This window comes from Bradyrhizobium japonicum USDA 6, assembly GCF_000284375.1.
GTDB lineage: Bacteria > Pseudomonadota > Alphaproteobacteria > Rhizobiales > Xanthobacteraceae > Bradyrhizobium > Bradyrhizobium japonicum.
This window is the reverse complement of the sequence record NC_017249.1, coordinates 1,835,780-1,855,533: the sequence shown is the minus strand read 5'-3', so window position 1 is coordinate 1,855,533 and position 19,754 is coordinate 1,835,780. Positions and strand designations below refer to the sequence as shown.

20 protein-coding genes are annotated in these 19,754 nt (G+C 64.9%); 12 read left to right on the top strand and 8 right to left on the bottom strand.

Annotated elements, in window-relative coordinates; translation table 11 throughout:
• Window positions 1-108 precede the first annotated feature (108 nt).
• Window positions 109-627 (top strand): DUF6101 family protein, encoded by a 519-nt coding sequence (locus BJ6T_RS08650; RefSeq protein WP_028169923.1) that lies wholly within the window; start codon window positions 109-111, stop codon window positions 625-627.
• Window positions 628-742: 115 nt separating this feature from the next.
• Here BJ6T_RS08650 and ubiA read toward each other — a convergent pair whose 3' ends face one another.
• Together ubiA and BJ6T_RS08640 are read right to left on the bottom strand one after the other, a co-directional pair.
• Window positions 743-1,675 (bottom strand): 4-hydroxybenzoate octaprenyltransferase, encoded by a 933-nt coding sequence (gene ubiA, locus BJ6T_RS08645; RefSeq protein WP_014491928.1) that lies wholly within the window; start codon window positions 1,673-1,675, stop codon window positions 743-745.
• Complete coding sequence (locus tag BJ6T_RS08640) at window positions 1,672-2,331, bottom strand: hypothetical protein (protein ID WP_014491927.1); 660 nt, start codon at window positions 2,329-2,331, stop codon at window positions 1,672-1,674. Before BJ6T_RS08640 ends, ubiA begins: the two co-directional genes overlap by 4 nt.
• A gap of 211 nt (window positions 2,332-2,542) precedes the next feature.
• Between BJ6T_RS08640 and BJ6T_RS08635 the strand changes: the two genes are divergently transcribed.
• Window positions 2,543-3,307, top strand: a complete 765-nt coding sequence (locus BJ6T_RS08635; protein WP_014491926.1) for a 16S rRNA (uracil(1498)-N(3))-methyltransferase — start codon at window positions 2,543-2,545, stop codon at window positions 3,305-3,307.
• A gap of 61 nt (window positions 3,308-3,368) precedes the next feature.
• On the opposite strand, the gene BJ6T_RS08630 is transcribed toward BJ6T_RS08635, so the two are convergent.
• Window positions 3,369-4,319 carry a helix-turn-helix domain-containing protein gene (locus tag BJ6T_RS08630; protein WP_240537955.1) on the bottom strand — a complete coding sequence of 317 codons (951 nt, stop codon included), beginning with the start codon at window positions 4,317-4,319 and terminating at the stop codon, window positions 3,369-3,371.
• Window positions 4,320-4,389: 70 nt separating this feature from the next.
• On the bottom strand, window positions 4,390-4,896 hold the full coding sequence (locus tag BJ6T_RS08625) for a hypothetical protein (protein ID WP_014491924.1): 507 nt from the start codon (window positions 4,894-4,896) through the stop codon (window positions 4,390-4,392).
• Between the two features lie 199 nt (window positions 4,897-5,095).
• Here BJ6T_RS08625 and BJ6T_RS08620 point away from each other — a divergent pair, with 199 nt between their 5' ends.
• From BJ6T_RS08620 to BJ6T_RS08595, 6 genes are all read left to right on the top strand, one after another.
• Window positions 5,096-5,314, top strand: a complete 219-nt coding sequence (locus BJ6T_RS08620) for a hypothetical protein (RefSeq protein WP_162131499.1) — start codon at window positions 5,096-5,098, stop codon at window positions 5,312-5,314.
• A 192-nt stretch (window positions 5,315-5,506) separates the two neighbouring features.
• Window positions 5,507-6,658: an ATP phosphoribosyltransferase regulatory subunit gene (locus tag BJ6T_RS08615; RefSeq protein WP_014491922.1), complete on the top strand. Its 1,152-nt coding sequence runs from the start codon at window positions 5,507-5,509 to the stop codon at window positions 6,656-6,658.
• Between the two features lie 3 nt (window positions 6,659-6,661).
• On the top strand, window positions 6,662-7,639 hold the full coding sequence (hisG, locus tag BJ6T_RS08610) for an ATP phosphoribosyltransferase (protein WP_014491921.1): 978 nt from the start codon (window positions 6,662-6,664) through the stop codon (window positions 7,637-7,639).
• 85 nt (window positions 7,640-7,724) lie between these two features.
• Window positions 7,725-8,771 carry a glycosyltransferase family 2 protein gene (locus tag BJ6T_RS08605; protein ID WP_014491920.1) on the top strand — a complete coding sequence of 349 codons (1,047 nt, stop codon included), beginning with the start codon at window positions 7,725-7,727 and terminating at the stop codon, window positions 8,769-8,771.
• Window positions 8,768-9,613 carry a ChbG/HpnK family deacetylase gene (locus BJ6T_RS08600; RefSeq protein WP_014491919.1) on the top strand — a complete coding sequence of 282 codons (846 nt, stop codon included), beginning with the start codon at window positions 8,768-8,770 and terminating at the stop codon, window positions 9,611-9,613. The genes BJ6T_RS08605 and BJ6T_RS08600 overlap by 4 nt, the downstream gene beginning before the upstream one ends.
• Window positions 9,614-9,738: 125 nt before the next feature.
• On the top strand, window positions 9,739-10,584 hold the full coding sequence (locus BJ6T_RS08595; protein ID WP_014491918.1) for a DUF2076 domain-containing protein: 846 nt from the start codon (window positions 9,739-9,741) through the stop codon (window positions 10,582-10,584).
• A gap of 73 nt (window positions 10,585-10,657) precedes the next feature.
• On the opposite strand, the gene BJ6T_RS08590 is transcribed toward BJ6T_RS08595, so the two are convergent.
• Window positions 10,658-11,473 (bottom strand): L,D-transpeptidase, encoded by an 816-nt coding sequence (locus BJ6T_RS08590; RefSeq protein ID WP_014491917.1) that lies wholly within the window; start codon window positions 11,471-11,473, stop codon window positions 10,658-10,660.
• 314 nt (window positions 11,474-11,787) lie between these two features.
• Between BJ6T_RS08590 and BJ6T_RS08585 the strand changes: the two genes are divergently transcribed.
• A complete protein-coding gene (locus BJ6T_RS08585) occupies window positions 11,788-12,567 on the top strand; it encodes a protein phosphatase CheZ (protein WP_028157918.1) in 780 nt (259 codons plus the stop codon).
• A 242-nt stretch (window positions 12,568-12,809) separates the two neighbouring features.
• On the opposite strand, the gene BJ6T_RS08580 is transcribed toward BJ6T_RS08585, so the two are convergent.
• Window positions 12,810-13,328, bottom strand: a complete 519-nt coding sequence (locus BJ6T_RS08580; RefSeq protein WP_014491915.1) for a hypothetical protein — start codon at window positions 13,326-13,328, stop codon at window positions 12,810-12,812.
• Between the two features lie 329 nt (window positions 13,329-13,657).
• Between BJ6T_RS08580 and BJ6T_RS08575 the strand changes: the two genes are divergently transcribed.
• From BJ6T_RS08575 to BJ6T_RS08565, 3 genes are all read left to right on the top strand, one after another.
• The gene (locus BJ6T_RS08575; RefSeq protein ID WP_014491914.1) at window positions 13,658-13,954 is read left to right on the top strand and encodes a co-chaperone GroES; all 297 of its coding nucleotides are present in this window, start codon (window positions 13,658-13,660) and stop codon (window positions 13,952-13,954) included.
• 108 nt (window positions 13,955-14,062) lie between these two features.
• Complete coding sequence (gene groL / locus BJ6T_RS08570) at window positions 14,063-15,694, top strand: chaperonin GroEL (RefSeq protein ID WP_014491913.1); 1,632 nt, start codon at window positions 14,063-14,065, stop codon at window positions 15,692-15,694.
• 198 nt (window positions 15,695-15,892) lie between these two features.
• Window positions 15,893-17,104 carry a hypothetical protein gene (locus tag BJ6T_RS08565; protein WP_014491912.1) on the top strand — a complete coding sequence of 404 codons (1,212 nt, stop codon included), beginning with the start codon at window positions 15,893-15,895 and terminating at the stop codon, window positions 17,102-17,104.
• A gap of 89 nt (window positions 17,105-17,193) precedes the next feature.
• Here the strand turns inward: BJ6T_RS08565 and BJ6T_RS08560 are convergent, their stop codons facing one another.
• Both BJ6T_RS08560 and BJ6T_RS08555 read right to left on the bottom strand, forming a co-directional pair.
• Window positions 17,194-17,592, bottom strand: coding sequence for an META domain-containing protein (locus BJ6T_RS08560; RefSeq protein WP_014491911.1), 399 nt, complete (start codon window positions 17,590-17,592; stop codon window positions 17,194-17,196).
• A gap of 242 nt (window positions 17,593-17,834) precedes the next feature.
• Window positions 17,835-19,499: an L-lactate permease gene (locus tag BJ6T_RS08555; RefSeq protein ID WP_014491910.1), complete on the bottom strand. Its 1,665-nt coding sequence runs from the start codon at window positions 19,497-19,499 to the stop codon at window positions 17,835-17,837.
• Window positions 19,500-19,754: the final 255 nt, after the last annotated feature.

Genomic DNA, 19,754 nt, shown 5'->3' with positions numbered 1-19,754 from the left:
GCCGTGGTGACGCTGGATTAACCAGCCTTCTTAAGTGGTTTCGGAACGGCGCGCGCTAAGGTCCTCGCATCGACCGGGAACATAATCCCGGCGGGGAGAACTAAAGCCGTGAGGCGTCAAACAGCAACAAGCGGGATCGCTCCCGCCGGGTCGGGCCGCAGCTTGCGGCTCGACCCTCTTTCCCTTCCGGTCCGCTTCGATGCGCACGATCCGCGCGCCGACGGGTACACCAGGCAGATCGAGCTTCATCGCGAGCGTGTCGTGCTGCGCCGTGCCGTTCGCGGCATGCAGATGGCGATCAACGTCCGCGTCAGCGACTTCACCGGCGTTGCGTTGCGCGGCAATGACGAGGCGCAGACCCTCGTCCTCGTGCATCGCGATCCCTCGCTGTCCGTTCCGCTGCTGGTCAGCAGCGATGGCGACGAGCTCGCCGAGGCATGGGCGATTTGGAGCGAACTGTTCGCGCTTCCACAACTCGACGAAGGCGCCCGCAACCCCACGCCGCGCCGTCGCCGCGCCAACGCGATCCGCGCCCGCCGTCCGAAATTTTTGATGCGCCGGCGCACCGCCATGACGCGCGAACTGTCGGTTCATCGCGAAGAGCGCGAGATCATCGCGCGGGATTGAACGGCAAGCACGGTGCCGCAGGGTGGGCAAAGCGAAAGCGTGCCCACCTTTTTTATCTCAATCTCGGAAAGATGGTGGGCACGGCGCAAGAGCGCCTTTGCCCACCCTACGACAGCTACGCCGCCCGCATCACAGCGTCGACCAGCAATCCCGCAAACAGCAGGAAGCCGGCATACTTGTTCGAGTAGAACAGGCGCTTGCAGAGCAAGGGGTCGCTGATATCCAGCCGCACGATCTGCGACGCCAGATGCACCGCGAACGCGGCAAGCCCGAGCCAGGCCGGCCAGCGCGCATCGCCTGAGGCCAGCGCGACGCCGATCAACATCACCGCAAGCCCGTAGAACAGGATCAGCGCCTGGTGCGTGTGCGCGCCGAACAGCCGCGCGGTGGACTTGATGCCGATCAGCGCGTCGTCCTCGGCGTCCTGATGCGCATAGATCGTGTCATAGCCGATCACCCACGAAATCGATCCGGCATAGAGCACCAGCGCGGTCAATTCGATGCGGCCGAAGGTGACGGCAAATCCCATCAGCGCGCCCCAGGAGAAGGCGAGGCCGAGCACGATCTGCGGCCACCAGGTGATGCGCTTCATGAAGGGATAGATCGCGACGATCAAAAGCGAGGCGATGCCGGTCAGGACCGCGAAGCGGTTGAATTGCAGCAGCACCACGAGACCGGTCAGCGCCTGCGCGACCATGAAGGCCAGCGCCTGCTTCGTGGTCACCTGGCCCGACGGCAACGGCCGCGAGCGGGTGCGCTCGACCTTGTCGTCGAGATCGCGGTCGGTGATGTCGTTCCAGGTGCAGCCTGCTCCGCGCATCACGAAGGCGCCGATGAAGAACAGCGCGATGGTGAGCGGCAGGCCGCGGACATCATGCGCCATGCCGGCGGCGAGTGCCGCCGACCACCAGCACGGCATCAACAGAAGCCAGGAGCCGATCGGACGATCGAAGCGGGACAGGCGCAAATAGGGCCGCGCCCATTGCGGCGCGAGCGTATCGACCCAGTTGCCGGTGGAATCGGCAACGCGGGCGGATGTATCACTCATCGGGTGAGGACGTTGCCGTTGAGCGTATCGAAGGTGCTGCCGCCCTTCTTGCCGGCATTGGCTTCAGGCGCAGAGCCCGAGCCCAGCACCTCGCTCAGCGACGGACCGGCCGGACCGCGCGGCTGGTTCTGCATCTGCTGCGCGACGTTGCAGACCTTCGTCGACATGGCCTCGGTGTTCTTGTGGCCGTCCTTCATCTGCGCGCTGACCTGCGCCGGAATCCCGCACTTCGCCGCGTTGGCCTCGATGTACTTGATCATCTTGGACTCAGCCTGGCTGAAATTGCGGATCAGCTTGCAGGCCTCGTCCGGCGGGGCGTGACGGTCGCTTGCCGCCTTGATCAGCTTGCCGCGCTTCTCGGCTTCCTCGCGCAGAGGCATGAACGCCTTCATGCAGTCCTCGCCGGGACCGCCTTGCGTCGGCGGGGCGGCGCTGAAGGCACCCGCGCCACCGACGGGCGCGGCGCCGTTGACGGGAAACGATCCTTGGGGCGCTGCACCGACCGAAGCAGTCGGTGCCGAGCCATTCACGGGCGGAAACGCGGAACTGGTTGGGGCTTGGCCAGGCAGCGGCGCAGGGAAGCCCTGCGCGTGGGCGCCCGCGGCGCCCAAGGTGACCATGGCGGCAGTGATCGGAACCATCAAATGACGGATCATCAAGGCAGTCTCTCCGGCAGGAGCTTACGGGGCTCGGCGTCTTCTCAATTGAAGCGCAACCAGCGTGCTCGCGATTTTACGATTCCCGCCGGCCCTTAACAACCCGCCGAATAGGGCAAGAGCGCGGCGCGCCGACGCACCGATTCGGCAATATTTACCCCCGAAATGGCGGCTTTCGGTTAATAACGGCGACAAATTGGACCTTTGAACGATGCCCTCCCACGATTTTCGTGCCCCCCGCCTGTTTGTCGACGTCCCCCTTGCCCAGGACGCCAGGGTTCCGCTCGACCGCGACCAGAGCAATTATCTCGGCAATGTGCTGCGGCTTGCCGCCGGGGCCGAGGTTTTGGCGTTCAACGGCCGCGACGGCGAGTGGCAGGCCGCGATCGAAGGCCGCAAGCGGCCGGACGGCCTCGTCATCCTCCAGCAGACCCGGCCCCAGGACCGGCTGGCCGAGCTCGCTTACGTCTTCGCGCCGCTCAAGCATGCCCGGCTCGATTACATGGTCCAGAAGGCCATCGAAATGGGCGCCGCCACGCTTCAGCCGGTCCTGACCCGCTTCACCCAGGCCTCCCGGGTCAACACCGAGCGGATGCGTGCCAATGTCGTCGAGGCTGCCGAGCAATGCGGCATCCTGAGCATCGCGACGGTGGCCGAGCCGGTGCCGCTGGACCGGTATCTCAGTCAGCGCCCTCCCGACCGGCTGCTCATCTTCTGCGATGAGGCGGCGGAGGTCCAAAGCCCCATTCGGAGCCTGGAGAAGGCCCGCGCGGCCGGACTTGACCAAGGCAGAATTGGCATCGACGTGCTGATCGGCCCCGAAGGCGGCTTTGCCGAGGAGGAGCGCGCCCTGCTGCTGCGGCAGCCGAAAATCCTGCGGCTGGCGCTGGGACCCCGGATCATGCGGGCCGACACGGCCGCGGTGGCGGCCCTGGCGCTGGTGCAGGCAGTGCTGGGCGATTGGGACCGCGCCTAACCAAACCTAGCCAAGCAAACCTAACGTCGATTCGCGCGCGGCGGCTCTACAGGTTCGCGCTCTAGATAACCTCTCGCTTCGACCGATGCAGGGTCTCGGACGGGAGCTCTCCGAAAGCCGCCCTGTAGCTCGCTGCGAACTCGCTCAGATGCCAGAAGCCATGGCCGATTGCGCAGGCCTTCACACTGCGGCGAGCCGGGCCGGTGCGCAGCTGCTTTCGCACCGACCAGAGGCGCAAGACCCGGCTGTAGCGATGAGGGCTCATGCCGCAGATGGCCTGCGTCGCACTCTGGAGGGTCCGAACGGACACGCCCACCCGCTCCGCCAGTTCGGTCGTCTTGTGCCAGATCGCGAGGTCGTGGCGGATCAATCGTTCCATCTCTGCGACGATCCGCTGATAGCTGTCCGTCGTGGAGTGCATGGGCCCGCGATTCGCGTTGGACCGAATCGCAGCATCCATTGTGACGAACAGGGATTGTTCGACCGCCGTTCGCGACGTCGGCTCGTTCAGGAAGTCTGGATCATGTGCAGCGGTTTCAAGCGTCGTGGAAATCGAGCGATGCAGGGAGGCAAGTACGTCCGATGCCGGGCTCAGCAAATGATAGCCGTCATCCAGCTGAGACCAGGGCTCGCGCTCGGGCAGGCTGAAATAGGCGACAGCCCACAAACGCCCTGCCGGCTCATAGACCAGGCAATCGGATCTCCCCTTGAGAACGAGTATCGAGCTGCCAATTGATTGCCCGTTGATGCGGGTGGAGGTTACATGGTCCATCGGCACCGCCACCGCGATGGCGTGCGCCAGATCATAACCGCGGATGATCCGCGGGAAGGTCTTCACCAAAGACAGCGTCAGGACCGGCAGGCTGAGCCGGGCGCGCTTGATTGCAGTCGCCCCGGCCGACAGCGGCATGCTGGATGCGCCGGCATATCTCTCACTCTCTCCGAAATGATCGATGTCGTACGATTGGAGCTCGAGAGCCGCGGATGGCTTGAGACCCTGGAACGACAGCAAGCCGTCTAATGCTGTTCTTTGCGCTCCATCGCCAGCAGTATCGAAAAGGCCTTGATCCATATCCTGCCGCTTACTTCGCCTTCCTTGTCGATGCAGTGCCATTGGGGGCACGCAGATCATCCGGACCATTGATGCCGGCGCGCTTGAGATCGCGAAGCAGTTTTGTGAGCAGCAGCATGTTAGTCTTCTGCAGTTCGTGATTGTTTCCAAACCTGAATGCGTTCTGCTCGGTCACGATGAGCCCGGCCTTGGTTTCGGCGAGAATCTTTCGTCTTTTAAGTCCCGTCACGCGACGGCGAACCGTCTCGAGCGGCAGGCTGAGGAAGCGAGAGAGCGCCGCGCGGGACACCCCTTGCTTGATCGCATCCGGCTCGACCGCGTGAATGCTGGAGAATCTCTCGTCCAGAGATGGATCGTTCATCACATTGATGACGTTCGCGTTGAGAATCGCATGAACGATCAGCAGGTCCAGCGGATCGAATTCGTCGTAGTGCCGGAACAGCTCGCTGATCGAAAACAGCATATAGGCCAGAGTGTGCCGCGAGACCGTCCGGATAACATCTGATGCATTGCGCATGAATCGAAACCAATATTCACATTGTAAACGAAGGCAGCAGCAAACGGATCATCCGCCATACCCAATATGAGTATGCGACGACTTGCCTGTCCTCCTCAATTTCTCAATGTGACGTCGAGCTTGCGGTTGCTGCATTGAGTCGCATGCGCGGACAAAATCAGCGACGGGCAATGAGGCTGTCGCGCGGGACGACATGGCCATGGACGACGATATTGCATCGGACAGGTGGCGACGCGAGGAGTTCGGGCTCATCAAGGCATTTCTCGGCATAAGGGACCCGAGCAGGAGGCAGAGAATTCTCGAGCTTGCCGAGGAGCTCGCAGATCACGCCGCCTCCGAAACCGCAGGGCTTGCCTTCGCCTCGACCGATGCATCGCTTGGCGATGCGCCCAGGGATCGCCCTGGCCGGACTGAATGAAAGCCAAGCCCCTCCCGCTCCAGGTATTAAAATACCTAGAATACTTTCTGACAGATGGCTGCGTCCGACCTCCAAAGCCGTTAAGCGATTGATCCTTTGGAGGTCGAAACCGCTTTCGCGCCATGCTAAGGCCTGCGCCAATTCGCCTCCCCTTAGCCCTGCCCGGTTCCGCCGGGACGATGGACCCCTGTTATGACCGCGACTGCCACCTCAAATGCTGCCGGCTCCGCCGCTTGGGCGGATACGCTGCTCTTGTCGTTCGCGCAGGCCGGCTATGTCAGGGCCGAGCCCGCGATCCTGCAACCGGCCGAGCCGTTCCTGGACCTCTCCGGCGAGGACATCCGCAAGAGCCTGTATCTGACGACGGACCTGTCCGGCGAGGAGCTCTGCCTGCGCCCGGACCTGACCATTCCCGTCGCCCGCGACTACCTCGCCTCCAGCCGCGCCGGCCAGCCGGCCGGGTTCAGCTATCTCGGCCCGGTGTTCCGCTACCGCAGCGGCCAGGCCAGCGAGTTTCTTCAGGCCGGCATCGAATCGTTCGGCCGCCAGGACCGCGCCGCGGCCGACGCCGAGATGCTGGCGCTGGCGCTGGAAGCGACCGCCGCCTTCGGTGTCCGCGATGTCGAGATCCGCACCGGCGACGTGGCGCTGTTCAACGCCCTGCTCGATGCGCTCGACCTCTATCCGGTGTGGCGCCGCCGCCTGGTCAAGGATTTCAACCGCAAGATCAGCCTGGAAAAAGATCTGGAGAAGCTGGCGGCCGCGACGACCGCGACCCGCAGCGAATATGAGGGTGTGCTCGCCGCGCTCGCCGGCTCCGACCGCAAGGCGGCGCTCGCCTTCGTCACCGATCTGATGTCGATCGCCGGCACCACCAATGTCGGGGGCCGCACCACGGCCGAGATCGCCGACCGTTTCCTCGAGCAGTCGACGCTGAAGGGCGGCGCGCTGCCGCGCGAGGCGATCGCCGTGCTCAAGCGTTTCCTGTCGATCGCAGGCAATCCCGACGATGCCGTCGCCGAGCTCCGCGCGCTCACCACGGACGCGAAGCTCGACCTCAGCGCTGCCGTCGACCAGTTCGAAAGCCGGGTCGGCTTCATGGCCGCGCGCGGCATCGACGTGAAGCAGACGCGCTTTTCGACCGCGTTCGGACGCGGCCTCGACTATTACACCGGCTTCGAATTCGAGCTGCATCACAGGGGCAACGGCGCCGAGCCGCTGGTTGCCGGCGGCCGCTATGACGGGCTGATGACCCAGCTCGGATCGGCCGAGCCGATCCCCGCGGTCGGCTTCTCGGTCTGGGTCGACGCGCTGACCCGGATCGGTCGCAAGGTGGGAGCTTAAGTCATGAGCGCGCCATTCGTCCTGGCCGTTCCCTCCAAGGGCCGCCTGCAGGAAAACACCGAGGCGTTCTTCGCCCGCGCCGGGCTCAAGCTGTCGAAGGCCGGCGGCGCGCGCGACTATCGCGGCACGCTCGATGGCCTCGACAATGTCGAGGTCGCCTATCTCTCGGCGAGCGAGATCGCCTCTCAACTGTCGCGCGGCTTCGCGCATCTCGGCGTCACCGGCGAAGACCTGGTGCGCGAGAACATCGCGGATGCCGACAAGCGCGTGTCCCTGATCGACGGGCTCGGCTTCGGCAATGCCGATGTCGTCGTCGCGGTGCCGCAGGCGTGGATCGACGTCCGCACCATGGCCGACCTCGACGACGTCACCACCGGCTTCCGCGAGCAGCATCACATGCGGATGCGGGTCGCGACCAAGTTCATCAACCTCACCCGCACCTTCTTCCAGAGCCACGGCATCACCGATTACCGCATCGTCGAAAGCGCGGGCGCGACCGAAGGCGCGCCGGCGGCCGGCAGCGCCGAGCTGATCGTCGACATCACCACGACCGGCGCGACGCTCGCCGCCAACGGCTTGCGGGTGCTCGACGACGGCGTGATCCTGCGCAGCCAGGCCAATCTGGTCGCCTCGAAGGATGCCGACTGGTCGCCGCAGGCGCGGGAGACCGCGCGCGTCATCCTCGATCACATCGCAGCACGGGCGCGGGCCAACAAATACCGCGAGGTGCGCACCCGCTTCCAGCAATGCGACGCCGCCCTGCTCGGCGAAGCCCATGAGCGCTTCGGCGTCGAGGCCCCGTTCGGCGGACCGACCTCGTCGGGCATGCTGACGCTGCACTGTCCGCCGGGTCAACTCTATGCGCTGGCGAGCTTCCTGCGCGAGCATGGCGCCGAGACCGTCTCGGTGGTTTCGCTCGACTATGTGTTCGACCGGGAGAACCCGCTGTTCGCCAAGCTCGAGGCATTCCTGCGGCGGTGAGCCTCAGGTTCGTTCAGCGTAGCGACAGCAAACGGCAGCTACCATATGCTGTTGAGAACCATGGACGCCTCTGGAACCTTGATCAATGACGCTGGGCTCTGACGTTTCCGGCATGACGACCACCGCGGCCAGTGCCGCCGCGAAGGGGTTGTCGATTGTCGTCCCCGTCTACAACGAGGCGGCGGGCCTCGCCGTCCTGCACCAGCGCATCTGCGATCTCGCCAAGACGCTGCGGCAGCGCTATCGCCTCGGCTGCGAGGTCGTCTATGTCGACGACGGCAGCGCGGACGCGACGCTCTCGATCGCCCGGTCGCTACCGGCCGACGCGGTCGACGTTCAGGTGGTGTCGCTGTCGCGCAATTTCGGCAAGGAAGCCGCGCTGATGGCCGGCCTCGACCATGCCCGGCTCGGCGCCGTCATGTTCATGGACGGCGACGGCCAGCATCCGCCGGCCCTGGTCGAACAGCTGGTGCGGCACTGGATCGAGGACGGCTATGACGTCGTCTATACCGCCAAGGCCCATCGCGACAACGAGCCCTTCCTGCGCCGCGTCGCCGTGCGCGGGTTCTATTCGCTGATCAATTGGGGCGCGCGCCAGAAGATCCCTGAAGACGCCGGCGACTTCCGCCTGCTGTCGCCGCGCGCGGTCGCAGCACTCAGGCAGCTGCCGGAGCGCAACCGCTTCTTCAAGGGCCTTGCGAGCTGGATCGGCTTCCGCCAGATCCGGGTCGATTACGAGCCCGCGCCGCGCACCCATGGCGTGACCACCTTCAGCGCCGCGCGCCTGCTCGGTCTTTCGATCGAAGGGGTGACCTCGTTCTCGGTGGCACCGCTGCGCTTCGCCAGCCTGCTCGGCGTGATCCTCGCCGGCGGCGCCTTCCTGTTCGGCCTCTCGATCCTCTGGGAGGTCTGGACCACGGGCAAGCAGGTGCCCGGCTATCCCTCGCTCGTGATCGGCCTGATGACCATCGGCGGCGTGCAGCTCATCATGATCGGCATCGTCGGCGAATATATCGGCAAGATCCTGTCCGAGCTGAAGGCGCGCCCGATCTACTTCGTCGCCGAGCACAGCGAAAAGCATTTCGAGACCGGGAAGGCCGACGACGCCTCGAAGAGGACGGCCGCCGAATGAGCGCGGCCGCGGGCCTGCGGCGGATCTGGCTCTGCGCCGACGATTACGGCATCAGCCCGGGCGTCAATCGCGCCATCCGCGACCTGATCGAACGCGGCCGTCTCAATGCCACCTCGGTGATGATGGTGGGACCGGCGATCGAGCGCGGCGAGATCGAGGCGCTCCAGACGGCCGCGAAAGCGAGCCCGCGCTGCGCGATCGGCTTGCACGTGACATTGTCGGCGCCGTTCCGGCCGCTCACCATGCATTTCCGACCGCTGGACGGCGACATGTTCATGCCGTTCCCGAAGCTGCTGCGCGCCGGCCTTGCACGCCGGCTCGACCGCGAATTCTTTCGCAATGAGGTCAAGGCGCAGCTGGCAGCGTTCGCGGAGGCGTTCGGACGCGCGCCTGACTTCGTCGACGGCCACCAGCATGTGCAGCTCTATCCGCAGGTGCGCGACGGCTTTGTCGATGCGGTCAGCGAAGCCGCGCCGAAAGCCTGGGTCCGCCAGGGCGGGCGCGACCTGCCGCTCGCGCAGCGGCTGGCCTCACCAAAAGCCATGGTGCTCGATATCCTGAGCGCACAATTCCGCCGCCGCGCCGCCAGCGCCGGCCTCAGCTTCAATCCCGGCTTCGCCGGCGCCTATGATTTCACCCGCGAGGCCGATTTCGGCGCGTTGATGCGGCAGTTTCTGGAAGGCCTCCCCGATGGCGGCCTCGTGATGTGCCACCCCGGCTTCGTCGACGACATCCTCGCCGGGCTCGATCCGATGACCGACGTCCGCGAACGCGAGCACGCTTATCTCTCGGGCGATGGGTTTGCGCGCCTGCTGGCCGACAGCGGCGTCACGCTGGGGTGAACCCGGCGGAAAGCAAGCCGCTGGGCAGCTTGTCGCATACCGAAATTTAATCCGGCCGGCACTGTTGGGGCCACAATGGAACCCTACATCCCGATTGCGATTGTTTCGCGCGAGGGAGACGGATCATGACGCCGCAGGAACGCCAGCTCGTTGACGAGCTTTTCGACCGGCTTTCGAAACTGGAAAATGCACCGCGCGATCCCGACGCGATCGCCGCGATTTCCGACGGGCTGCGCAAGGCGCCCGGCGCGGTCTACGCACTGGTGCAGACCACGCTATTGCAGGACGAAGCGCTGAAGCGTGCTCATAACCGTATCCAGGAGCTGGAAGCGGCCCATGCGCCCGAGCAGGCGCAGTCCGGCGGCTTCCTCGATACCATGCGCGATAGCTTGTTCGGCGGAGGCCCCTCGCGCGGCTCGGTTCCGAACGTGCCGCCGCGTGAGCAGCGGCCGGTCTGGAACACCGGTCAGGCGATGCCGCAGACGCAGCCGGGCTACGGCGCGCCGCCTCCTTATGGACAGGCCTACGGCCAAGGTCCGGGTCAAGCTCCGGGTCAGGGCTATGGCGCCCCGCCGATGGGCGGTGGCGGCGGCTCGTTCCTCGGCACCGCGGCGGCCGCCGCGGCCGGTGTCGTCGGCGGCTCGCTGCTGCTCTCCAGCATCCGCGGCATGATGGGCGGATCGCACCAGCAGGCTTTTGGCGACACCACGATCATCGAGGAGCGCGGTGGCAGCAGTCCGTGGGGCGGCAGCGACCAGTCCGGCGGTTCGCTCGCCCGCGACGCCGGCGTCAACGACATCGGCTCGAACCGGGACTCCCGCCAGGGCTTCACCGACCAGGCGTCGAACGACCGGGACAACAACAACGATCAGAACTACGACGACAACGACGACGACAACGGCAATATGGACATGGCCGACGACGACAGCGATTTCGGCGGCGGAGACGATGGCGGCAGCGACTACGCGTGAGGCTGCCCGATCAGCGCGACAAACAAAAACGGCCGCCCGGAAGGCGGCCGTTTTCATGTCGAGCGTCAGGCGATCACATCACCACGACCTTGGTGCCGACATTGACGCGGCCGTAGAGGTCGATGACGTCCTCGTTGCGCATGCGGATGCAGCCTGAGGAGACGTTGGTGCCGATGGTCCAGGGCTCGTTGGAGCCGTGGATGCGGTAGAGCGTCGAGCCCAGATACATTGCGCGCGCGCCGAGCGGGTTTTCCGGGCCGCCTTCCATGTGCCGCGGCAGGTCGGGCCGGCGCGCGATCATTTCCGCCGGCGGCGTCCAGTCCGGCCATTCGCGCTTGGCCGTGATCGACTTCACGCCGGACCAGGTGAAGCCGGGACGGCCGACGCCGATGCCGTAGCGCACCGCCCGGCCGTTGCCCTCGACCAGATAGAGGAACTTGTTCGGCGTATCGACCACGATGGTGCCGGCAGCTTCCTTGCCGCTATAGTCGACGGATTGCTTCTCGAATCTCGGATCGAACGGACGCTGGCGCGGATCGACCGCCTCCTGCTGGAGCCCTGCGCCTTGCTGATATCCACCCTGCATCTGCGGCTCGCCCATTGGCGGCAAGCGGCGCTGGTCGTAATAGCCGGGCTGCTGCTGATAGACCGGCTGCTGCGGCGCGTAGGCCGGGCCGCGGCCGGGACCGTCACCGAACAGGAACTCGATGAAGCCGCCGCCCATGTTCGCATTGGAGGCGACGCGCACCGGCGCCGGCGGCACCCGCGGCTGGTAGAGCACCGCAGGCGGATCATTCGGCACACTGTTGTCGAAGGCGCTGGCGCTGCTCGCGCCGGCAATGAAGGTGCAAGCGCTGCCGAGCAGCGCGACAGACATTTTCTTGAACATCGACGTACTCTGTACTGTTTCGTCTAGATCACACGCGTCGTGCAGAGCCGATGGCTGATCGGCGACCGCGACGTGGTCAATAAAGAGCAAAAGCCGTTTTGTTTGGTAAACGTATCAGCCGTTTCGATTCACCACGTCGCGAGCGAGGGTGCAATTTGGCGATCAGCGTTTATTTTCGATGAACGCCGCAGCTCCATGGTTAATCGCTTCTTTTCGTGGCGTCGCGTGCGGCCGCTCAACAGTTCCCGCTGTGAACCTCGTGTTAAATCGCTTCTGCCTACAAAGACGCGTGAGTGAGGTGGGGGGAGTTCCTGATGGCTATTCACCGCAAACGTTTTCGTGTCGAAGAGGCTATTGTCGGCGAGATGCCCAGCCCCGAAATGATTGAGGAGGCTGCGCCGATGCACAACGAGATCATGGCGGAGCTGCGTGCGATCCGCGCACAGATGGCGAAGGGCACTGTGCCCTTGTCCGGCAGCGCGGCCATGGCGGCGATCGATGCCTCCACTGCCCACGAGCTCTCCGAGGCTCGTACCATGCTCGATACCTACCGGGCGCAGATCGAGCAGTGCGAGAAGCTGAAGGTCGAGCTGGACCTCATCCACGACGCCATCGATCGCACCAAGCGCGAGATCGCGACGCTGCACGGCAAGAGCTTTGACGGCGGCGAGATGGCCAAGGTCAATGGCGAGCTCGGCGCGGTCGTCGGCGGCACCGAGCAGGCGACCCAGCAGATCCTCGAAGCCGCCGAGTCGATCGACCAGGCGGCCAGCGCGATGTCCAAGGTGCAATCGGCCGACCAGCAGAAGCGGCTCGCCGACGACATCCAGGAACGCGTCATCTCTATCTTCGAAGCCTGCAACTTCCAGGACCTGACCGGCCAGCGCATCAGCAAGGTCATGACCACGATGAAGTTCATCGAGCAGCACATCAATGCGATGATGGAGATCTGGGGCGGCGTCGACGCGATCAAGGCCCATGTGCCCGCGCCGGCCGACACCCGCAGCGAGGACGAAAAGCTCCTCAACGGCCCCAAGCTCGCCGGCGACGTCGGCCACGCCTCGCAGGACGACATCGACGCGCTGTTCGACTGATCGGGCGCGGCAGAGAGAAAAACAAAACGCCGGCCCTGGAGCCGGCGTTTTTGTTTTTGGAGTTGCTGCTGCGATCTTTCTTCCTTCTCCCCGTGCGGGAGAAGGTGGCGCGAAGCGCCGGATGAGGGGTTGCTTCCGCGAATTCAAATGAGAGTTGGACTCGGGGAGAGAGACCCCTCACCCGTCTCGCCGCTTCGCGGCGAGCCACCCTCTCCCGCAAGGGGAGAGGGGAAGTCAGATCATCACGCCCTCGGCGCGCAGCGGACGTAGACCATGTTGCCGTAGCGGGTGGCGGCGTCCTTGTCGATGAAGCGGGTGATCAGGACGCGGCCGTCGAAGGAGACGATCTCGCGGTCCTGCTCGCCGGGGGTGGGACCCGCCGGGCCGATGTAATTCTTGCCGCTGGGCGAGCCCTTCAGCCGCAGCTCCTGCGGCGTCGCCTGGTCGGCGAGATGCATGATCACGCCGCCGGAGGAACCGGCGGTGATCACGTAGGGGTTCTTGCACTGCGCCCGGGCCGCGGCCTCGGTGCGGGCGCGGTCGGCCGGGTTCTGGAACGAGGCGAGACCCCAGCGGCCGACGATCTCGTCGGCGCGGATGCTCGCCGGCATTTCCGGACCCGCGCCGGGCTCGGCCTCGGGCGGCGGCGACGACGAGAAGGACGGCAGGCTCATACCGCCGCCGCAGGCGCCAAGCAGCAGCGCCAGGCAGGAGGCGGCCACCAGATTGGCAACCGTGCGTGCGTGAGCTGAACTGATCATGACATTCCCCCGAGCAAACCGTCCCCCAAACAAGACCCCGACCGCATCCCTGCCGCAGCCAAGCGCAAAACCGCTGTCGGAGCAATGACGTCCTTTATACGCCAGCGCGACCAATAAGTTTCTCTAGACACGATCCTATATCCGCCTCACCAATCGCTTAACCACCCTTGCTTGACAGGATCGCGGCCAAGCCATATTTCCGGGCGCACTATTAGCACTCGGAAAGCCCGATTGCTAAGCGCGCCGTTCGATCCTCGGCAAGAGGGTGGACGGACGCCGCCCCTACCCACTTCCATTCCTTCCGAAGCGAGCCTCCAAAGGGAAACGTCATGGCTAAATCCAAATTTCGTCCGCTGCATGACCGTGTCGTGGTCAAACGTATCGACGCCGAGGAAAAGACCAAGGGCGGCATCATCATTCCGGACACCGCCAAGGAAAAGCCGTCCCAGGGCGAGGTCGTCGCCGTCGGCCCCGGCGGCCGCGACGAGGCCGGCAAGCTGATCCCGATCGACCTCAAGGTCGGCGACCGCGTGCTGTTCGGCAAGTGGTCGGGCACCGAGGTCAAGATCGACAACGAAGAGCTCCTGATCATGAAGGAGTCGGACATCATGGGTGTCATGGCCTAAGGCCGTCAGCCTGAACAGCCGCTGAATGTCATGCCCGGATCGCGCGATCCGGGCATTCGGTCATTCCGCAAGCGGCAGACACGTCACGAAACACGAGGGATTGAAGAAATGGCTGCCAAAGACGTCAAGTTTTCCGGAGACGCGCGCGAACGCATGCTGCGCGGCGTCGACATTCTCGCCAACGCCGTCAAGGTGACGCTCGGTCCGAAGGGCCGCAACGTCGTCATCGAGAAGAGCTTCGGCGCACCCCGCATCACCAAGGACGGCGTCACCGTCGCCAAGGAGATCGAGCTCGAGGACAAGTTCGAGAACATGGGCGCGCAGATGCTGCGCGAAGTCGCCTCCAAGACCAACGACACCGCTGGCGACGGCACCACCACGGCGACCGTGCTGGCCCAGGCCATCGTGCGCGAAGGCGCCAAGGCGGTTGCCGCCGGCATGAACCCGATGGACCTCAAGCGCGGCATCGACACCGCGGTTACGGCGGTGATCAAGGACATCGAGAAACGCGCCAAGCCGGTCGCCGCCTCCTCCGAGGTCGCCCAGGTCGGCACCATCTCGGCCAACGGCGATGCCGCCATCGGCAAGATGATCGCCCAGGCGATGCAGAAAGTCGGCAACGAGGGCGTCATTACCGTCGAGGAGAACAAGTCGCTCGACACCGAGGTCGACATCGTCGAGGGCATGAAGTTCGACCGCGGCTATCTGTCGCCCTACTTCGTCACCAACGCCGAGAAGATGACCGCCGAGCTCGAGGACGCCTACATCCTCCTGCACGAGAAGAAGCTGTCCGGCCTGCAGGCCATGCTGCCGGTGCTGGAAGCCGTGGTGCAGTCCGGCAAGCCGCTGGTCATCGTCGCCGAGGACGTCGAGGGCGAGGCGCTGGCCACCCTGGTCGTCAACCGGCTGCGTGGCGGCCTGAAGGTCGCCGCCGTCAAGGCGCCGGGCTTCGGCGACCGCCGCAAGGCCATGCTCGAGGACCTCGCGATCCTCACCGGCGGCCAGCTCATCTCCGAAGACCTCGGCATCAAGCTCGAGAACGTCACGGTGAAGATGCTCGGTCGTGCCGGCAAGGTCGTGATCGACAAGGAGAACACCACGATCGTCAAGGGCGCCGGCAAGAAGCCGGAGATCGAGGCCCGCGTCGGCCAGATCAAGGCCCAGATCGAGGAGACCACCTCGGACTACGACCGTGAGAAGCTCCAGGAGCGCCTCGCCAAGCTCGCCGGCGGCGTCGCGGTGATCCGCGTCGGCGGCGCAACCGAGATCGAGGTCAAGGAGAAGAAGGACCGCGTCGAGGACGCGCTCAACGCCACCCGCGCCGCGGTGCAGGAAGGCATCGTCCCCGGCGGCGGCGTCGCGCTGCTGCGGGCCAAGAAGGCCGTGGGCCGTCTCACCAACGCCAATGCCGACGTCCAGGCCGGCATCAACATCGTGCTGAAGGCGCTGGAAGCCCCGATCCGCCAGATCTCCGAGAACGCGGGCGTGGAAGGCTCGATCGTGGTCGGCAAGATCCTGGAGAACAAGTCCGAGACCTTCGGCTTCGACGCCCAGAACGAGGACTATGTCGACATGGTCGAGAAGGGCATCATCGATCCCGCCAAGGTGGTCCGCACCGCGCTGCAGGACGCCTCGTCCGTGGCCGGCCTGCTGGTGACCACCGAGGCCATGGTCGCCGAAACGCCGAAGAAGGAAGCTCCCCCCGCCATGCCGGGCGGCGGCGGCATGGGCGGCTTCTAAGCCTGCGTTCCGCTACAATGTTGCGAAGGCCGCCTCCGGGCGGCCTTCTTTTTTGCCGACCCTGCCCCTTCTGCTTTCCAATTCAACCGGCGGCCAAAACCCACTACGGTGGCGCCGATTCTTTTGTTTGAGCATGATCTTTTCGGAAAACCGCTTCACACTTTTCCGGATCATGCTCCACTGCGCGAGGATTCATCGATGCGTGCGCTTCTGGTTTGTTCGACAGCCCTTTTGGCGGCCCTGCTTGCCGTCTCGCCCGATGTTGCATCGGCCCAGATGAAGCTGTCGCCGAAGGCCACGGCGCCGGGAGGGACGGAGACCCGCTATTTCACCTCGATCGACGGCCTGATGGACGGCAATGCCGACGTGATCCTGAAGGAGACGCGGCAGGGCAAGACGGTGACGGCAGCCGTGCTCGACGTCTGCTATCCAGTCGCAAAAAATTCCGACCGCAAGGACCGCTTCGTCGTCAATCTCCAGGTCGCGGGCCAGAACCTGACGGGCACGACGCAGAGCCTCGGCGAGAAGGCGCCCGTCACCGTGAAGCTGCTGCGCAAACAGGCCGGCGACACGTTCGAGTTCCGCGGCCAGATCGCGATCGGCCAGACCGTGACCGAGGTCACATCGCCCGACAATTCCGATCTCAGCGAGAAGGAATTTCAGGACAACCAGACCTCCGACGACGGCATCACGCCGCAGCCGAAGGATTTCACCGACGTCTCGCCGGAAGCGATCGCGGTCAAGGTCAAGCTGGATGCGGCGACCGAGTTCCTGAAGAGCCTGAAGGGCCAGGATGTCGAGGTGACGCTGGCGAGCCTGACCGTCGGCTGCGACGCGCTGCGTGCCGGCGAGCAGACCATCAACATGTCGGTCGATCCGGAACGTGCCGGCGCGCTGCTGGCGAAGTTGAAGGCGATGCCCGGCGTCACCGCGGCGGGCTGGACCGCGGGCATGACCGAGATGGACCGCACCATCCGCTTTCCCGCAGCCGACTGGCGTGCCGGCGACAAGCTCGACCGCGACAAGCTCGCGGCTGCCGTCGCGGGCGTGCTCAGCAAGACGCTTGCGGCGAAGCAGGTCTCGCACAGCTTCAACCCGGCCACCGGCAAGCTCAAGCTCGTCTTCAAGCGGCCGAACCAGGATTATCCGGCACTCGAGCTCACCGACACGATCGAGGTTGCTGGCCTGATCTCGCCCGACAAGCCCGGCACGACCGACAAACTGATGCTCTGGATCGGCAGCCCCTCGACCACGACCGCCGATGAGGGCAGCGGCGCCAAGCTCAATCTCTCGGATGACGCTTCGGCCGACGAGGAAGGCGATCAGCCCGACGACAACGGCTCGATCGAAGCGCTCGCCAAGGAGCTGAAGGGCCAGCGCTGGGACGCCGACAAGTCGGTGTGGAAGTAGGCGCAGACACCCACTCTCGCCGTCATCGCCCGGCTTGCCGCCGAAGCTTCAGCGAAGGCGGCAAGCCGGGGCACGACAGCGAGCGCGCCTCAATTCCCCGTCGTCCTGAAGCGCAGCGGCTTGGGGCCGATCAGCGTCAGCACGTCGCCCTGGCGCTTCCAGGTCTCGACGCTGCCCAGCGCCGCGATAAGTTCGTCGTCGGCCTGCGCCCTGGCCGGCGGACAGGAACGGTCCTGGATCTGGCCGGGGACGAAGATCACCGTGTTGCCGGCGACCGAGAACTGGCCCTTGCCGCCCTTGCACCAGAGCTCCAGCACGACTTCGCCATTGTCGCCGATCTCGATGTTCGGAATCCGCTTCGAGCCCGGCTGCGGCAGGGCCTCCAGCGTCATCTCGGTACCGAACGGAAAACCGTCCTCTGCACGCGCGAGCGTGGACATCGCGAGCATTGCAACCGCCAAACACGCCATCTGCTTGAGCGAAACCATGAGACCTCTCGACCGACCTGATTTGCGGCACCTTCTATAAGACGGCGGCGCCGTTGAGAAGGTTCGCGGAGGCTAAAGCACGATGAGATTGGGACGAATCGTCATCGCGCTTCAGGTTGTTGTTTGAGCATGATCCTTTCGGAAAACCGCTTCGCACTTTTCCGGATCATGCTTCAGATGCAAAAATCCCCGCAAGGCGGCGAAGCCCTGCGGGGATTTGCGTTGAAGCGAGGCGTGGCCTGCTACTTCAGGACCATCGCCGTGAACGGCCAGACATAGGCCTGCAACGTCACGAGCACGCCGACGAGGCAGGCGAGCACGATCGAATGCCAGAACACGAAGCGCAGGATCGTGCCCTCGTGCCCGTACCACCGCGTGGCCGTGGAGGCGACGACGATCGATTGCGCATCGATCATCTTGCCCATCACGCCGCCGGACGAGTTCGCGGCCGCCATCAGAACCGGCGACAGGCCGAGCTGCTCGGAGGTGATCTTCTGCAAATTACCGAACAGGATGTTCGACGCCGTATCCGATCCCGTCAGCGCCACACCCAGCCAGCCGAGCAGCGTGCCGAAGAAGGGATAGAGCACGCCGGTTGCGGCGAAGGCGAGGCCGAGCGTCGCATCGACGCCGGACAGCCGCGTCAACGTACCGATCGCGAGCATCGCCGAGATCGTGATCAGCGAGATCGCGCACAGCCGGATGGTACGGCCATACTCGACCAGCAGCCGTCCCGGGCCGACGCCCATCAGGAAGCCCGAGACGATCGCGGCGATCAGCATACCGGTGCCGGTGAAGGACAGATAGGTGAACGCGAACACCGCGCCTTCCGGCGTCGGCTTGGCCGCCACCGGCGGCACCTTGTTGATCATCTGGTGCAGATCGGGAACGGCATAGTTCCAGGTGAAAATCCCGTTCGCCCAGGTCTTGAAGGCACCGTTGCCCCAGATCAGCATCACGATACAGACGATGATCCACGGCAGCAGCGCGCTCCACAGTTCGGACTGGGTGAGCGGCGTCTTGTCGAGCGGCGTTGCTTTTTCCATCTGCGCGGCCGACTCGTCGTGACCGCGCAGTTCCGGCGATGTCCAGAGCTGCCTCGGCTGCCACACCTTCAGGAACAGGATCAGCGCCCCCATCGAGATCAGCGACGCCCCGATGTCGACGATCCAGGGGTTGATGAAGTTCGAGATCACGAATTGCGGGATGGCAAAGGAAACGGCGGTCACGAGGATCGCCGGCCAGACGTCCTTCATGCCGCGCCAACCCGCGAACGCCCACACCACCCAGAACGGCACGATCATCGAGAAGAACGGCAACTGCCGTCCGACCATCGCGCCGAGGATGTAGGGATCGAGCCCGGTGACGGACGCAAGGCCCTGGATCGGCGTGCCGAGCGCGCCATAAGCGACCGGCGCGGTGTTGGCGATGAGTGACAAGCCTGATGCCGCGAGCGGCGAGAAGCCGAGGCCGATCAGCACGGCACCGGTGATAGCGACCGGCGTGCCGAAGCCCGAAGCACCCTCGAAGAACGCGCCGAACGAGAACGCGACCAGCAGGAGCTGCAAGCGCCGGTCCTCGGTGACACCGCCGATGGCGCGCTTGAGCAATTCGAAGCGCCCGGTGGACACCGTCACCTGATAGAGGAAGATGACGTTGAGGACGATCCAGCCGATCGGAAAGAAGCCCGTCACGACGCCGAGGATCGAGGCGCGGATCGACATGCCTGCCGGCATCGTGAAGACGAAGATCGTGATCAGGTTGGTGATGATCACGGCGATCACGGCCGCAATGTGCGCTTTCACGCGCCCGCTCGCGATCATGACCAAGAGCGAGACAACCGGTATGGCGGCCGCGATGGTCGACAGCCCCGCGTTGTTCAGCGGATTATAGATTTGATTCCACATGGCTTCCTCCCCCACGCCTGTTGCGGCAGGCGGCCCGCGTGGACAGCCGGACCTGCTTGACGCTGGAAGCGATACCCCCGGACTGGACGCGAATTCCTCGCGAGTGCGGCGGTTCCCGTCCGCTCACAAGCCCGCGAAGTCCTGGAGGCCCCCACCCCGCGCCGTCGTGCTCATGCTAGGATTGCAGGCTGCGACAATCCAACGCAAATTGCTGAACTTGCGACTTTAGTCTAAGCGCGCCCGTTTCTGCCATTG

What these genes read in the sequence shown, in the direction of transcription:
- ubiA (WP_014491928.1), bottom strand. Translation starts at nt 1,675, where the DNA reads ATGAGTGATACATCCGCCCGCGTTGCCGATTCCACCGGCAACTGGGTC.
- BJ6T_RS08640 (WP_014491927.1), bottom strand. Translation starts at nt 2,331, where the DNA reads ATGATCCGTCATTTGATGGTTCCGATCACTGCCGCCATGGTCACCTTG.
- BJ6T_RS08635 (WP_014491926.1), top strand. Translation starts at nt 2,543, where the DNA reads ATGCCCTCCCACGATTTTCGTGCCCCCCGCCTGTTTGTCGACGTCCCC.
- BJ6T_RS08625 (WP_014491924.1), bottom strand. Translation starts at nt 4,896, where the DNA reads ATGCGCAATGCATCAGATGTTATCCGGACGGTCTCGCGGCACACTCTG.
- BJ6T_RS08620 (WP_162131499.1), top strand. Translation starts at nt 5,096, where the DNA reads ATGGACGACGATATTGCATCGGACAGGTGGCGACGCGAGGAGTTCGGG.
- BJ6T_RS08615 (WP_014491922.1), top strand. Translation starts at nt 5,507, where the DNA reads ATGACCGCGACTGCCACCTCAAATGCTGCCGGCTCCGCCGCTTGGGCG.
- hisG (WP_014491921.1), top strand. Translation starts at nt 6,662, where the DNA reads ATGAGCGCGCCATTCGTCCTGGCCGTTCCCTCCAAGGGCCGCCTGCAG.
- BJ6T_RS08605 (WP_014491920.1), top strand. Translation starts at nt 7,725, where the DNA reads ATGACGCTGGGCTCTGACGTTTCCGGCATGACGACCACCGCGGCCAGT.
- BJ6T_RS08600 (WP_014491919.1), top strand. Translation starts at nt 8,768, where the DNA reads ATGAGCGCGGCCGCGGGCCTGCGGCGGATCTGGCTCTGCGCCGACGAT.
- BJ6T_RS08595 (WP_014491918.1), top strand. Translation starts at nt 9,739, where the DNA reads ATGACGCCGCAGGAACGCCAGCTCGTTGACGAGCTTTTCGACCGGCTT.
- BJ6T_RS08590 (WP_014491917.1), bottom strand. Translation starts at nt 11,473, where the DNA reads ATGTTCAAGAAAATGTCTGTCGCGCTGCTCGGCAGCGCTTGCACCTTC.
- BJ6T_RS08585 (WP_028157918.1), top strand. Translation starts at nt 11,788, where the DNA reads ATGGCTATTCACCGCAAACGTTTTCGTGTCGAAGAGGCTATTGTCGGC.
- BJ6T_RS08580 (WP_014491915.1), bottom strand. Translation starts at nt 13,328, where the DNA reads ATGATCAGTTCAGCTCACGCACGCACGGTTGCCAATCTGGTGGCCGCC.
- BJ6T_RS08575 (WP_014491914.1), top strand. Translation starts at nt 13,658, where the DNA reads ATGGCTAAATCCAAATTTCGTCCGCTGCATGACCGTGTCGTGGTCAAA.
- groL (WP_014491913.1), top strand. Translation starts at nt 14,063, where the DNA reads ATGGCTGCCAAAGACGTCAAGTTTTCCGGAGACGCGCGCGAACGCATG.
- BJ6T_RS08565 (WP_014491912.1), top strand. Translation starts at nt 15,893, where the DNA reads ATGCGTGCGCTTCTGGTTTGTTCGACAGCCCTTTTGGCGGCCCTGCTT.
- BJ6T_RS08560 (WP_014491911.1), bottom strand. Translation starts at nt 17,592, where the DNA reads ATGGTTTCGCTCAAGCAGATGGCGTGTTTGGCGGTTGCAATGCTCGCG.
- BJ6T_RS08555 (WP_014491910.1), bottom strand. Translation starts at nt 19,499, where the DNA reads ATGTGGAATCAAATCTATAATCCGCTGAACAACGCGGGGCTGTCGACC.